The sequence below is a fragment of the Acinetobacter sp. A47 genome (assembly GCF_000805455.1).
Lineage (GTDB): Bacteria > Pseudomonadota > Gammaproteobacteria > Pseudomonadales > Moraxellaceae > Acinetobacter.
This window is the reverse complement of the sequence record NZ_JSUS01000027.1, coordinates 1-12,815: the sequence shown is the minus strand read 5'-3', so window position 1 is coordinate 12,815 and position 12,815 is coordinate 1. Positions and strand designations below refer to the sequence as shown.

Genomic DNA, 12,815 nt, shown 5'->3' with positions numbered 1-12,815 from the left:
GGATCGGATTATCACAAATCATCTGAAACCGGGGAGGGCTAGATCTGGTTGTTTACATCGTCGTTTTTGGTTTCACGAATCAGTAAAAAGGCGACTAGAGAAAGTAGCGAGGCACAGCTCAGATATAAGCCTACCGCGCCCAGGCCATAACTTTCAGCCAGTTTGGTGGCAATATAAGGCGCAAAAGAAGCACCGAAAATACCTGCCAGATTAAAGGTCAATGCAGAACCGGTATAACGGACCGAGGTCGGGAAAATCTCTGACAGTACCGTACCGATCGGGCCATAAGTTAAGCCCATGATGGCAAGGCCGATACACAGGAACAAAAACACCAGCAGTGGATTGCCTGAACCCAGGAGCGGTGCAAAACCAAGCCCGAATAAGGCTGAGAGTACACAAACTGCAATCGAGGTGTTTTTACGGCCAAACTTCTCTGCAAAAATGGCAGAGAGGGGAATAAAGGCGGCAAAACACAGGGTGGCCACCAGTTGCAAGACCAGAAACTCGCCGCGTGCGTAACCGAGTTTGGTGGTGCCCCAGTTCAGGGCAAAAACCGTGGTGAGATAAAACACCACAAAGGTACAGATGGCGGCAATAGTCCCCAGAATTAACATCGGCAAATGTCTGGTCATGACTTCCTTGAACGGTACATTGACCTCTTTCTGCTTATTTAGAACTTTCTGGAAGGCCGGGGTTTCATGCAGCTTTAAGCGGATATACAAACCGACCAAGACCAAGATTGCACTGGCAATAAATGGAATACGCCAGCCCCAGGTCATGAAGGCCTGCTCTGACATAAATGCATTGAGCAGCAGAAATGAACCTGTCGCAAGAATAAAGCCCAGCGGGGCACCAAGTTGCGGGAACATGCCATACCAGGCACGTTTGCCTTCCGGTGCATTTTCTGTGGCGAGCAATACGGCGCCACTCCATTCACCACCCAGACCTAAACCTTGTCCTAGACGGCATAAGGCAAGCAGCAGCGGCGCTGCAAGACCAATCTGCGCATAAGTCGGTAACAGGCCAATACAGACCGTCGAAATTCCCATGGTTAGCAAGGCCGCTACCAAAGTGGCTTTACGGCCGATCCGGTCACCCAGATGCCCAAACAGCGCGGCACCGATCGGGCGGGCAATAAAGGCGATGGCAAAGGTTGCCAGTGATTTCAGGACGGCAGCACCATCGCTACTTTCCGGGAAAAATAAATGAGGAAAAATGAGTACAGCGGCTGTGGCATAGATATAAAAGTCAAAAAACTCAATCGTGGTGCCGACAAGGCTGGCAAATAATACCCGTACTTTTGAATTGCTGGCCACTTCCGGGGTGGCAGTCGTAGTGCTTGACGACATACAAGACCTTCATGTTATTCGTTCAAGAACACATAGGTACTGTGGACATTACATTTTACCGGCGAGTGCTAAAGCATGTCTAAACGGAGTTATGAAACCGGGCAAGGGCATGCCATTGCCTGCATTTCATGCCTTGTTTGCTTGCGGAGCTTTAATCGCTCCTCATTTAGCCAATCATGTAAAGATGGTTGAAACGTCAACAGATCCTAAGGAATGTCTTGAAAAATTCCTTTTGAATGTGCAGTTTTACTTAGAAAAGCTGAATGCTATATATGGACTTATAATACATAACAATAGATTGCTAAAAAGTGTAATCCTGCCCCTAATAGCACAAAAACATGCCAAATTGCGTGGGTATATCTTACCTTTTTTAAAGCATAAAACAATGTGCCGATGGTATAAGCCAAGCCGCCTGCAACCAGGAGCTGTATCGCATCCTTGCTCAGATAGCGTTGCATATCGTCCATGACCAGAATGGCGAGCCAGCCCATCAGCAGGTAGGCTGCCAGAGAAACCTTCTGGAAACGGTGAATGAAAACCAGTTTAAACAGGGTACCGATCAGCGCAATAATCCATAAGGCAATCAGCAGGTAGTGGGCTTTGGCAGTGGGAATCGCAATACTCAAAAACGGGGTATAGGTGCCTGCAATCAGGTAATAAATGGCTGTGTGATCCAGCTTTTTATACCAGTAGCGTTTTCGCTCATCTACAGCAAAGTGATACAGCATCGAGCTGCTAAGCAGAAGCACCAGACTAAACCCGTACACCCAGAGACTGATCCATTGGCCCACAGGGAGAGCATGGCCCTTGATAACCAGAAAGATGGAAGCAATCAGGGCCAGTACTGCGCCAAGCCCGTGACTATAGGCATTGATCAGTTCTTCTTTGGGGTCATAGTCCAGCAGTGTTTTTGTGTTCATCAAGCGATCTGGCTATATAAAAATACAACTGTATCGTAATGCAATTTCCCTTTTAAAGTAAGACGCTTTAAAATTTAGTTTCTATTTGTCAGGTTTTCATTATGTTTGCGCCGAAATTTTCTTTTGAACAGGAACAGCAGTTTTTCTTGGATATCCAGCAATCTATTGAAAATAAAAGCTTTGAGCGACTGATTTTGAGTCAGTATAAAGGGGAGCTGGCACATTTAGAGAAGATCACTTTCCGGATGATCGAACTGCAAGGACAACCAACTTTATCGTGTCTGTATCATCACACCACGCAAGACATTACCAAAAACTATTCGGTGACTGACGGTCTGGAAAAAATTGCAGAATTGTTGACTCAATCTAAACAGGCCAATTTATTTACTTTGAATCAGGACCTTCAGCTCAAGAAAAATAAAAAGAAAGCCATGTTGACCCGTCAGAAAAAACAGGCAGTAGCAGACAAGCCTGAACAGCAGCAACACAACCGTGAAAAGCAGCGTTATGTGCAGCAGCAAAGCCCGTTCTTAAAGCATCTCGGGATTACCGATGAAAAAGGGCAAATCGTGCCCAGCATGGCGCGGAAGTGGAAACAGATTAATAAATTTATTGAAATTTTTGCCAATGCCTATGCGCAGATTGATGCTTCCCAGCAAGAATTAAATATTGTCGATTTTGGTTCGGGTAAAGGCTATTTAACGTTTGCCTTATATGATTATTTGCAGGCCCAGCAAAAGACGCCTTTAATCACTGGGGTGGAGTTGCGTTCCAATCTGGTGGAGTTCTGCCAGCAGGTCGCAGATCAGGCCGGTTTTCATCGTTTAGACTTTTTTGAGGGCGATGTCCGGACCTATCATCCTGAAAAACTGGATGTGATGATTGCATTGCATGCCTGTGATATTGCAACAGATTACGCCATTCATACCGGCATTCGTCTCAATGCATCCATGATCATGTGTGCGCCGTGCTGTCATAAAGAGCTGCGTCCACAATTACAAAGTCCGGAGGTATTACAGCCGATGCTGCAGTTTGGCATACATGCCGGACAGCAGGCAGAAATGTTGACAGATACCTTACGTGCCTTGTTGCTGAAAGCCTATGGTTATGAAACCAAGGTATTCGAGTTTGTATCTTTGGAACATACCAGCAAAAACAAGATGATTCTGGCCACCAAGCGCAAAGATATACAACAGCCTGATGCTAAAATCATGCAGCAGATTCAGGCCTTAAAAGCGATGTATGGGATTGAGAAGCAGAGTCTGGAATTGTTATTGCAAGATCAGATGCCAATTGAGAATATCGGCTGTAAATGTTAATCAAAACAGGGATAAAGATGTATCAAGTCAAACAGGGCAGTTGGGATCAATTACAGCCAGACGCCAGATTGATCCGAGAGCAGGTTTTTATCAGAGAGCAAGCTATCCCGGAAAAGGATGAATGGGATGAGCAGGATGCGATCTCACACCATTTTGTCCTCTATGATCAGGAGCAGCCGATTGCGACAGCACGATTATTACAAAATAATAGCGTGGGACGGGTTGCAGTATTGAAGGCTTATCGGGGGCAAGGTCTGGGGCACATGATCATGCAGGAGGTCATGGCCTTTGCACGACAGCAGCAGCGTGAATTTCTGCATCTATCTGCACAAGTGCATGCCATTTCATTTTATGAGCAGCTTGGCTTTGTGGTGCAGGGGGATGCATATGATGAGTGTGGCATTCCTCATATTGAGATGCGTATGCCAATCACAGCAAAGGTCTAAGCTGTCATTGGCATGCCCGATCTGACTACTGCTTAGCTTGCTCGGCTACTTCGGAGCTGGCCGGCGCAGCTTCCTGGGCAAGCGCTTTTTGTTGCTGTGCCTTACGCTGCGCGCCAGGCATATAGTCCGGTTCCTGGGTCATGGCTAAATAGAAAAAACTTAAAAAAATGGTACTGAGTACCCCGACAATGATGACAAATTTCCATCCCAATACGGTTTCATTTGAATCTTTTTGTGGGGATGGTTGCTGATTCATAATCAATTTCCGAATAAATCAAAAAATAAAAGCAGATTTTGCGCCTTTTTAGTCGCTGTTGCCAAGTCTAAAATAGCAAGATCAACCCTGTTCGGTTAAAGAGTTCATCTAAAAAGCACATATACGGGAGAGGGGAAAGGCAGGATGAACATGGCCATGCTCATCCTGCCTTAATGTATGATTGATGGTCCAACTCTGTTTTAAAGTCTGTTCCAGTCCTCAATGGCCTGTAAGCCAACTTCCAGACCCACATCATAGCTATAGCGGATTTTGGCTTTATTTTTGGTCAGCCGGCCTGCCATATTTTTCAGATCAGGCGGGCAGACTTCCAGAATTTTCTGTCCTGATGAAGTACGCAGAAACTGGACTGAATCGTTATAGCGTTGTGTTCTGGCCAATAGGCTTTGTGCAAAGCCTTGATTTTTCTTGAACAGATATTTTGCAAGGAACTGATCGCCCTTACTGCCTGCTTTATAATAATGCTGGGGGCGGGTTCGTAATACCATCAATTTGGAAACAGCATGCTGTTGTGCAGCCCATTGCACTGGCAGGGCATCTGCTACACCGCCATCAAAATAAGGCTCTCCAAACACCTCAACGGCTTGGCGTGTCAATACCGGAATTGAGCTGGAGGCTCTCAGGCCATCCAGAATATTATCTTTTGAAGCTTTAATATAGGTGGCTTCGCCGGTAATGGCGTGGGTGAGCACCATATAAAACTCAGGATGGCTGGCAAAGAGCCGGGCCTGATTCAGCGGATTTTCTTTTTCGACCACTTCCCACATCCATTTTAAATCGAGCAGGTCACCGCCTTTGAAAAAACGACCGTAATGGATAAATTCAGTACGCAGTGAATGGTCCAGGTAGATCTGGAGGGTACGGCCTTGTTGCGCAGCCAGATAGTTGGCGACATTGGTTGAACCTGAAGAAACGCCAACACACAGATCAAAAGGATTAAACTGTTGCTGTAAAAATGCATCCAGCACACCACAGGTGAATGCACCACGCATTCCACCGCCTTCAACAACCAGTGCCTGACGATTTTGTTGAAGCATTGCAAATCTCGAATATGATGATAAACCCATGTTTAACACGGATTTATCATATTCCACAATAACACTTTAGTGATTGTGCTGATGGCTTTCCGTGCTGGTTTCAGACATCATGGAGGATGACATTTCAGACTGTGGTGCCACCTTGTTTTTATTCATTGGCATATAGTCTGGTTCGTTATTCATGGCTAAATAAAAAATCACCATGAAAATGAAGCTTAAAATACAGGTGATAATTAATGCTTTCCAACCCCACGGTGAGGTTTCTGGACAGAGTTTCTCAGACATAAGATAGTTCCAAAGGACAAAAAATAAAGCAAAACTGTTGGTGGTTATAGCATAAATCGTGACGTAATGCTCGAAAGTTTTACTTTGATTCTGTTGCAGCAAGAAAAAGCCTGTATGGTCAAAGTGTTCCATACAGGCTGATAGCGCTTCAGCTTGAGAGTGGGCTTATTGAATGTTTTGTTTTCGCTGCGCGAGGTCTTTTAACAGTTGAGGTGGCACAAAACGTTCACCATATTGGCCTGCGAGTTGTTCTGCACGTTGCAGGGATTGCTCAATCCCGTTTTGATTGAGGAATTGAATCGCCCCACCAGTCCACGGTGCAAAACCGATGCCAAAAATTGAACCGACATTGGCATCAATGACCGATTCTAAAACTCCCTCTTCATAGCAGCGCAAGGTATCCAGTGCCTGAACAAACAGGAAACGGTCAATCATGTCCTGTTCAGAAATATGATTTTCCTTGTGCCAGCGACTAAGCCCGTCCCACAAATGCTTTTTGCCATTTTCAGGATAGTCGTAGAAACCGGCACCTGCTGCTTTGCCTTTACGGTTCAGCTCATGAATCATGGTATGTATGACTTCATCTACCGGAGTTTTGGCTAAATCCTGACCTTCAGCCTGCAAAGCTTTACGGGTTTCACTGGCAACATGTTCAGTCAAGGTTAAAGAGACCTCATCCTGAATCGCAAGCGGACCTACAGGCATACCCGCTTTTAGTGCTGCCATTTCAATTTTGGCTGGATGCACACCTTCAGCAAGCAGACGCATCCCTTCCTGAATAAAGGTCCCGAACACACGGCTGGTAAAGAAACCGCGGCTGTCATTGACCACGATTGGTATTTTGGCAATTTGCTGTACAAAGTCATACGCCTTGGCCAAAGTCTCTGCCGAGGTCTGTTTGCCTTTAATAATTTCAACCAGTTGCATTTTATCTACCGGACTAAAGAAATGCAGTCCAATGAATTTTTGTGCATCTTTACTGGCGGATGCCAAACCTGTGATTGGCAGGGTAGAGGTATTTGAAGCAAAGATGCCATCTTCAGCCAGATATTGCTCAGCTTCCTGAGTCACTTGGGCCTTTAACTCCTGATTTTCAAAGACTGCTTCAATGATCAGGTCACAACCTTGCAAGTCTGCTGCATCTGCAGTTGCAGTAATCAGCGATAAAATCTGGTCACGTTTTTCTGCGCTCATACGACCTTGTGATACACGTTTATCGAGCAGCTTTTGCGAATAGGCTTTGCCTTTCTCTGCATTTTCGACCGAGATATCTTTCAAGATCACAGGAATGCCCTTGATTGCAGTCGAATAGGCAATCCCTGCTCCCATCATGCCCGCACCCAGTACTCCGACTTTCTTGGCCTGCCATTTTGCAACCTCTGCAGGGCGGCTTGCGCCAGACTTGATGGCATTGAGGCCGTGCCAGAAGGTACCGATCATATTTTTGGAAATCTGGCCGACTGTCAGCTGGGTAAAGTAACGTGACTCGATACGTAACGCCGTATCAACATCGACCTGAGCACCTTCAACTGCTGCTGCCATGATTGCTTCAGGCGCAGGGTAGCAGCCTTTGGTTTTGTCACGCAGCATTGCAGGGGCAATGGCAAGGACCTGTGCCACCGCAGGGGTTTTCGGGTCGCCACCCGGAATTTTGTAGCCTTTGACATCAAAAGGTTGCTGTGACTTTGGATTGGCTTTGACCCAGGCAATCGCCTTATCTAACAGTTCTTGTTCGTTCTCGGCTGTGTCATGTACCAGACCGAGCGATTTGGCTTTATCGACACCAAACTGCTTGCCTTCCATCAGAAATGGAAAGGCATTTTGCAGGCCAAGCAAACGCACCATACGTACGATACCACCACCGCCTGGCAGCAAACCTAAGGTCACCTCAGGCAAGCCAAACTTGGTTTTTGGATCGTTGATGGCAATTCGGTAATGACAGCCTAAAGCAATTTCCCAACCGCCGCCGAGCGCCGTTCCATTTAAGGCCGCAACAATAGGTACACCTAACGTTTCAATCGCACGTAAGTCACCCTTGAGCTCTTCAATCATCTTGAAAAACTCAGTGGCATGTTCAGGCTGAACCTGAATCAGTTCATCCAGGTCACCACCGGCAAAGAAGGTTTTCTTGGCAGAACGGAAAATAATGCCTTTCAGGTCTGTTTCAGTTTTGAGCTTTTGACTGACTTGCTGGAGTGACTCACGGAATTCTGCATTCATGGTATTGGCAGATTGACCCGATGAATCAAGGGTAAGAATTACAATATTGTCAGCGTTTTTTTCGTATTTAATCGCGCTCATGTTGTGCTCCTTACACCAACTCAATAATGGTGGCGATCCCCATGCCACCACCGACACACAATGTGGCCAAACCACGTTTTTTATCTTGACGCTCCAGTTCATCCAGCAAGGTGCCTAAAATCATGGCACCCGTTGCACCGAGCGGGTGACCCATCGCAATTGCACCGCCGTTGACATTGACTTTCTCTGCTGGCACCTTGAGTTCATTGATAAAACGCATCACGACCGCAGCAAAGGCTTCATTCACTTCAAACAGGTCAATATCATCAATCGTTAAGCCCGCTTTGGCCAAGGCTTTGCGTGCAGCAGGAGCCGGGCCGGTCAGCATGATGGTCGGGTCGGTACCGACCAATGCCGTTGCCAGTACCTTGGCTCGTGGTTTTAAGCCTTGTTCCTTCACTGCTTTTTCAGAAGCCAGTAACACCACTGCAGCGCCATCGACGATGCCTGAGGAGTTGCCGGCATGATGCACATGATTAATCTTTTGCGCTTCCGGGTACTTCTGTAAGGCAACCGCATCAAAGCCCATTTGTCCCATCATTTCAAAGCTGGCATTCAGTTTTGCCAAACCTTCAAGGGTGGTATTGCCTTTAATAAATTCATCTTTTTCCAAGATCATGACCCCGGAATGGTCTTTGACCGGCACTACTGATTTATCGAAATAGCCCTTGGCCTGAGCGGCTGCCGCTTTTTGTTGGGAACCGACGGCAAAAGCATCGACATCTTCACGGCTATAACCATCTAAAGTGGCAATTAAATCTGCCCCCACACCTTGTGGTACAAAAGATGATTTTAAGTTGGTTTCAGGATCAAGTGTCCAAGGGCCACCATCGGAACCCATCGGGATGCGCGACATGGATTCCACACCACCGGCAACCACCACATCTTCCCAACCAGAACGGACTTTTTGTGCAGCCAGGTTGACAGCTTCTAAACCAGATGCACAGAAACGGTTAATTTGCACGCCAGCAACATCATCATTCCAGCCCGCTGCAATCGCTGCAGTTTTGGCAATATCCCCACCTTGATCTGCGATAGGGGTGACGCAACCCAAGACTATATCATCGACTTTGGATGTGTCGAGCTGGTGACGCTGTTGTAATTCGTTCAGTAATGTTGTGAGCAATGTAATCGGTTTTACTTCATATAGTGAGCCGTATTTTTTTCCTTTTCCGCGTGGTGTGCGAATGGCATCAATAATGTAGGCCTCGCTCATAGGTTTTCCTTGTATCACCTTAAAATTGTTGTTTATCGAGTGTACTCAATTTAGGTGGCAGCGCAATGATGATAAACATTGGCTGCTTTGATGTTTTTCGCCAATTTGGCAACTTGATTGAAAAATGGATTGTGATACAGAGGGCTTGACTTATACCGCTCAATGGTTGAGTCGGGAACAGCTTGAACTGGATCAATATCCAGTTTATCCAAAAGGCATTGAGCAATGGCTATTCAATGCGTAGATCAACTCAAGCTTGAGTTGATGGACTCATTCGATAAATCTAAATGAAAGAACTGGTTATAGGGCGATTCGGTATATTCTGCAAAAGCATCACCCTGAACAAAACCAAACTTCTTATAAAGGTTGATGGCTGCATCAAAGTGAACGTCTTTTCCTGTTTCTAAGCTGACTCGCCGATATTGACGTTGCTGAGCGAGTTTTAATAAAAATTCAAGCAGTTGTGCTGCGACGCCTTGGCGCAAATGAGCAGGATGAGTCCGCATAGACTTGATTTCTGCATGCACGGGCGTTAGTTCCTGAAGAGCGCCACAACCCAGTAACTGATCATCATTCCATAAGGTATAGAAGCTCACGCTATCTTTTTGCAAGCTACTGAGGTCTAATGCAAAACTATGGTCGGTTGGGGTATTTTGCTGCATGCCATGTAAATGGATATGAATGAGATTTTGGACTTGTGGGTGGGTGAAATCACCTTTTTTTATGATCATTCTTGTTCAAGCTTATCGTAAAATTAAGCTTATTTTTTACCATAGTTTGAAACGAGTGTTCAACAATCTCTAGTTGAACACTCTGGTGGAAAAAATTAGTTATGATGGCCGTGCAGTTGACGGTATAGACCTGGGGTGACACCTGTCCATTTCTTAAAGGCCCGGTGGAAGGTACTGGTTTCACTAAAGCCAACTTGTTGAGCAACATCTTCAAGGGTCAGGTTTGGAGTCAATAATAAATGAATCGCAGCATCACGACGCAAGGCATCCTTCACACCCTGATAACTTTTACCTTCAGCAGCTAAACGTCGACGCAACGTCTGCGGTGATAAATATAACATGGCAGCTACATCGTTGAGCGTTGGCATTTCTTCGCCAATCTGGCTCTTTAACACATCGCGGATACGAGAGGTAAGTGAGTTGGTGTTCTTGAATTTCACTAATAACTGGGCTGGTGCTGCCTTCAAGAATTCTTCTAGCGTTTTTTCATCCTGACGGATAGGCAGGTCAAGATAATCTGCTGCAAAGGTGATTTCGGTACGTGGGGCATCGAACTGCATAACCGGAGCGAAGAACAATGCATCATATTCATCAGCATGGCTTGGACGTTCATAACCAAAATGAACACGTTCCAAAGGTAAGCGGCGTTCAATCAGCCACGATGCAAGACCATGCCAGATCATCAGCATACTTTCAGTAATAAAGTGATCAGGATCTAATGCTTTGGGAATATGAGGCACCAGACGCGCTTCATGCTTGTCCCGTTCCAGGCTGACCGACCACTCATCACCAAACAGTTTGTAGAACTGGGATGAAAGCTCTAGAGCCTGTCCTAATGTTTTGGAATGGATAATCAACTGGCACATGATGGCAAATGTACCTAAGCGGCGCGGCTGTACATCAAAACCGACGTGTTCGTCCTGAGTTACCATCCATAACATTTTTACAAAGCGGGTATATTGCTCTGGAGAGATTCGGGCTTTGGGCTGGCGGAGCAATTCAGCTTCTATACCGACATGTGAAAGTAATGTTTCAACGTCCATGCCTAGGCGTTTAACACCTGTTAAAGCCGCATTCACGAAGTGGATGCTGATCGTATCACGGCTCATATTGAATCCTTCATTTTCTTTACTATTCACGATAATTGACCTAAATAACCGTCTAAAATATCAAATTGGGCAATTGACAAGAAAAATAATTGCCCATTGTGTACATGTTAAATTGCCGAAACTATCAAGGTAAATGGCTGAACATGACATTGTTTTTATGTTTATGCAGCCCTAGTATAAAAGAAAATTTGAATAAATTGAGTAAAAAATATCATGCCAAATGCTCTGAAGGGTTTGAAAGTTCTAGATTTTTCTACTTTGTTACCTGGCCCGTTTGCCAGTATGTATCTGGCAGACATGGGTGCAGAAGTGATCCATGTCGAATCGCCGACACGTCCTGATCTGGTAAGGATTATGCCACCCTATGCGAATGGTCAGGCCACTGCACATAGTTATCTGAATCGCAACAAGCAGTCAATTGCGCTGGACTTGAAAGACAAGACCAGTATTGAACTGATCAAGAATAAAATATCCGGGTTTGATATTGTACTGGAGCAGTTCCGTCCGGATGTGATGCGCCGTTTAGGGCTGGATTATGAGACACTGGCCGAGATTAACCCGCGCTTAATCTATTGTTCCATTACCGGATATGGGCAGACAGGAGCATATAAAGACCGCGCCGGACATGACATTAATTATTTGGCTCTGGCGGGAGTTTCCGGTCATAGTGGCCGTCAGGAGGGTGGGCCGCCGCCCCTCGGGATTCAGGTTGCCGATGTTGCAGGTGGTTCCCTGCATGCCGTGATTGGCATCCTTGCGGCCGTGGTTGAGCGCCAGCGTAGTGGCCTTGGGCAATATATTGATATTTCCATGACTGATTGTGTGGCCAGTCTCAATAGCATGGCTGCTGCTGCCAGTCTGGCCGGGCAAACCCCACAGGCACCGGAAGCGGGCATGCTAAATGGCGCAAGCTTTTATGATTATTATGAAACCCGGGATGGCCGCTATTTCTCTGTCGGCAGTCTGGAGCCTCAGTTTATGGCTGGCTTGGCAGCTGCTCTGGAGTTGCCGGTGTTGTTGGCAAAAGGTGCATCGTTTGATCCGGCAGATCGTCAGGCCGTGAAACAGGCTTTAAGGGACAAGTTCAAAACCCGGGATTTTTCCGAATGGCAGCAGTTATTCCAGCAGCTGGATCTCTGTGTTGAACCTGTGCTGAGCCTGGATGAAGCGCTGGTTTCACCGATTGCCCAGCAACGTGACTGGGTGGTGGAAGTGCCCGTATCTGAGCATTCTGCACAAACCGAGTCTCAACTGGCTTGTCCGATCAAATTTTCCCGTTCCCAAATGCGCTATGCATTTATCGGTCAGGGACTGGGGCAGGGCAAATGGTAGAAAATATGTGCAATTAATCACTGTTTGTTGAAATATTGCCCATACCGTTAACATTTCAAATAAATTGTAATTTAAAAATAATAGTAATCTTTTATACACAAAAACATAAAAGGTTACGTAAACATGACAATCTCTAAATCTATGATTGTTTCTTGTTTATCCGTTCTTTCATTGAGTCTTTTTGCACAACATGCTCAAGCTGCTTCTTCCGCATTTGATCCGAATAGCCCATGGCTGTTTGGTGATTGGAATGGTCAACGCACTGCGTTACAAGAACAGGGTTACAAGTTTTCTGCTGATTACACTGGTGAATTTGCAGGAGTTTTAGATTCTAAACAACATTCAAGCCACGGCAGTGAATTTACTGGGCAACTGGCTTTAGGTACACACTTTGATCTGAACAAGATCTTGGGGTGGCAAGATACCGAAGCCCAGATCACGGTGACCTATCGTGATGGCCAGTCGCTGTCACAAACCGCCGACGGGCTGCAGGGGC

General features: G+C 46.0%; 13 protein-coding genes and 1 pseudogene. 5 read left to right on the top strand and 9 right to left on the bottom strand.

Features of this window, described 5'->3' with window-relative positions; translation table 11 throughout:
• Positions 1–38: 38 nt before the first annotated feature.
• On the bottom strand, positions 39–1,349 hold the full coding sequence (locus OC23_RS05895; RefSeq protein ID WP_038343515.1) for an MFS transporter: 1,311 nt from the start codon (positions 1,347–1,349) through the stop codon (positions 39–41).
• A 278-nt stretch (positions 1,350–1,627) separates the two neighbouring features.
• Positions 1,628–2,269 carry a PAQR family membrane homeostasis protein TrhA gene (gene trhA, locus OC23_RS05890; protein WP_038343513.1) on the bottom strand — a complete coding sequence of 214 codons (642 nt, stop codon included), beginning with the start codon at positions 2,267–2,269 and terminating at the stop codon, positions 1,628–1,630.
• A gap of 101 nt (positions 2,270–2,370) precedes the next feature.
• Between trhA and OC23_RS05885 the strand changes: the two genes are divergently transcribed.
• Complete coding sequence (locus tag OC23_RS05885) at positions 2,371–3,588, top strand: class I SAM-dependent methyltransferase (protein ID WP_038343511.1); 1,218 nt, start codon at positions 2,371–2,373, stop codon at positions 3,586–3,588.
• Positions 3,589–3,605: 17 nt separating this feature from the next.
• Complete coding sequence (locus OC23_RS05880; RefSeq protein WP_038343684.1) at positions 3,606–4,034, top strand: GNAT family N-acetyltransferase; 429 nt, start codon at positions 3,606–3,608, stop codon at positions 4,032–4,034.
• Positions 4,035–4,059: 25 nt separating this feature from the next.
• On the opposite strand, the gene OC23_RS05875 is transcribed toward OC23_RS05880, so the two are convergent.
• The 5 genes from OC23_RS05875 to OC23_RS05855 form a co-directional block, all read right to left on the bottom strand.
• On the bottom strand, positions 4,060–4,290 hold the full coding sequence (locus OC23_RS05875; protein WP_038343509.1) for a hypothetical protein: 231 nt from the start codon (positions 4,288–4,290) through the stop codon (positions 4,060–4,062).
• Positions 4,291–4,490: 200 nt separating this feature from the next.
• Positions 4,491–5,345, bottom strand: coding sequence for a patatin family protein (locus tag OC23_RS05870; RefSeq protein ID WP_038343683.1), 855 nt, complete (start codon positions 5,343–5,345; stop codon positions 4,491–4,493).
• 66 nt (positions 5,346–5,411) lie between these two features.
• Positions 5,412–5,630 (bottom strand): hypothetical protein, encoded by a 219-nt coding sequence (locus tag OC23_RS05865; RefSeq protein WP_038343682.1) that lies wholly within the window; start codon positions 5,628–5,630, stop codon positions 5,412–5,414.
• Between the two features lie 165 nt (positions 5,631–5,795).
• Complete coding sequence (locus OC23_RS05860; RefSeq protein ID WP_038343507.1) at positions 5,796–7,931, bottom strand: 3-hydroxyacyl-CoA dehydrogenase NAD-binding domain-containing protein; 2,136 nt, start codon at positions 7,929–7,931, stop codon at positions 5,796–5,798.
• 10 nt (positions 7,932–7,941) lie between these two features.
• Positions 7,942–9,147, bottom strand: coding sequence for an acetyl-CoA C-acetyltransferase (locus OC23_RS05855; protein WP_038343505.1), 1,206 nt, complete (start codon positions 9,145–9,147; stop codon positions 7,942–7,944).
• Positions 9,148–9,277: 130 nt separating this feature from the next.
• Here OC23_RS05855 and OC23_RS05850 point away from each other — a divergent pair.
• Positions 9,278–9,391, top strand: a pseudogene (locus tag OC23_RS05850) (NUDIX hydrolase); the annotation flags it as partial.
• A gap of 1 nt (position 9,392) precedes the next feature.
• Here OC23_RS05850 and OC23_RS05845 read toward each other — a convergent pair.
• Together OC23_RS05845 and OC23_RS05840 are read right to left on the bottom strand one after the other, a co-directional pair.
• The gene (locus OC23_RS05845) at positions 9,393–9,878 is read right to left on the bottom strand and encodes a GNAT family N-acetyltransferase (RefSeq protein ID WP_038343504.1); all 486 of its coding nucleotides are present in this window, start codon (positions 9,876–9,878) and stop codon (positions 9,393–9,395) included.
• A 95-nt stretch (positions 9,879–9,973) separates the two neighbouring features.
• Positions 9,974–10,987: an AraC family transcriptional regulator gene (locus tag OC23_RS05840; RefSeq protein ID WP_038343502.1), complete on the bottom strand. Its 1,014-nt coding sequence runs from the start codon at positions 10,985–10,987 to the stop codon at positions 9,974–9,976.
• 213 nt (positions 10,988–11,200) lie between these two features.
• On the opposite strand from OC23_RS05840, the gene OC23_RS05835 reads away from it, so the two are divergent.
• A complete protein-coding gene (locus OC23_RS05835) occupies positions 11,201–12,319 on the top strand; it encodes a CaiB/BaiF CoA transferase family protein (protein ID WP_038343501.1) in 1,119 nt (372 codons plus the stop codon).
• Between the two features lie 144 nt (positions 12,320–12,463).
• On the top strand, positions 12,464–12,815 hold a 352-nt coding region (locus tag OC23_RS05830), incomplete at its 3' end, for a carbohydrate porin (protein ID WP_171194760.1).

Excerpts from the sequence above, each read along its gene's own strand:
- OC23_RS05895 (WP_038343515.1), bottom strand. The coding sequence starts at position 1,349 with ATGTCGTCAAGCACTACGACTGCCACCCCGGAAGTGGCCAGCAATTCA.
- trhA (WP_038343513.1), bottom strand. The coding sequence starts at position 2,269 with ATGAACACAAAAACACTGCTGGACTATGACCCCAAAGAAGAACTGATC.
- OC23_RS05885 (WP_038343511.1), top strand. The coding sequence starts at position 2,371 with ATGTTTGCGCCGAAATTTTCTTTTGAACAGGAACAGCAGTTTTTCTTG.
- OC23_RS05880 (WP_038343684.1), top strand. The coding sequence starts at position 3,606 with ATGTATCAAGTCAAACAGGGCAGTTGGGATCAATTACAGCCAGACGCC.
- OC23_RS05875 (WP_038343509.1), bottom strand. The coding sequence starts at position 4,290 with ATGAATCAGCAACCATCCCCACAAAAAGATTCAAATGAAACCGTATTG.
- OC23_RS05870 (WP_038343683.1), bottom strand. The coding sequence starts at position 5,345 with ATGCTTCAACAAAATCGTCAGGCACTGGTTGTTGAAGGCGGTGGAATG.
- OC23_RS05865 (WP_038343682.1), bottom strand. The coding sequence starts at position 5,630 with ATGTCTGAGAAACTCTGTCCAGAAACCTCACCGTGGGGTTGGAAAGCA.
- OC23_RS05860 (WP_038343507.1), bottom strand. The coding sequence starts at position 7,931 with ATGAGCGCGATTAAATACGAAAAAAACGCTGACAATATTGTAATTCTT.
- OC23_RS05855 (WP_038343505.1), bottom strand. The coding sequence starts at position 9,147 with ATGAGCGAGGCCTACATTATTGATGCCATTCGCACACCACGCGGAAAA.
- OC23_RS05845 (WP_038343504.1), bottom strand. The coding sequence starts at position 9,878 with ATGATCATAAAAAAAGGTGATTTCACCCACCCACAAGTCCAAAATCTC.
- OC23_RS05840 (WP_038343502.1), bottom strand. The coding sequence starts at position 10,987 with ATGAGCCGTGATACGATCAGCATCCACTTCGTGAATGCGGCTTTAACA.
- OC23_RS05835 (WP_038343501.1), top strand. The coding sequence starts at position 11,201 with ATGCCAAATGCTCTGAAGGGTTTGAAAGTTCTAGATTTTTCTACTTTG.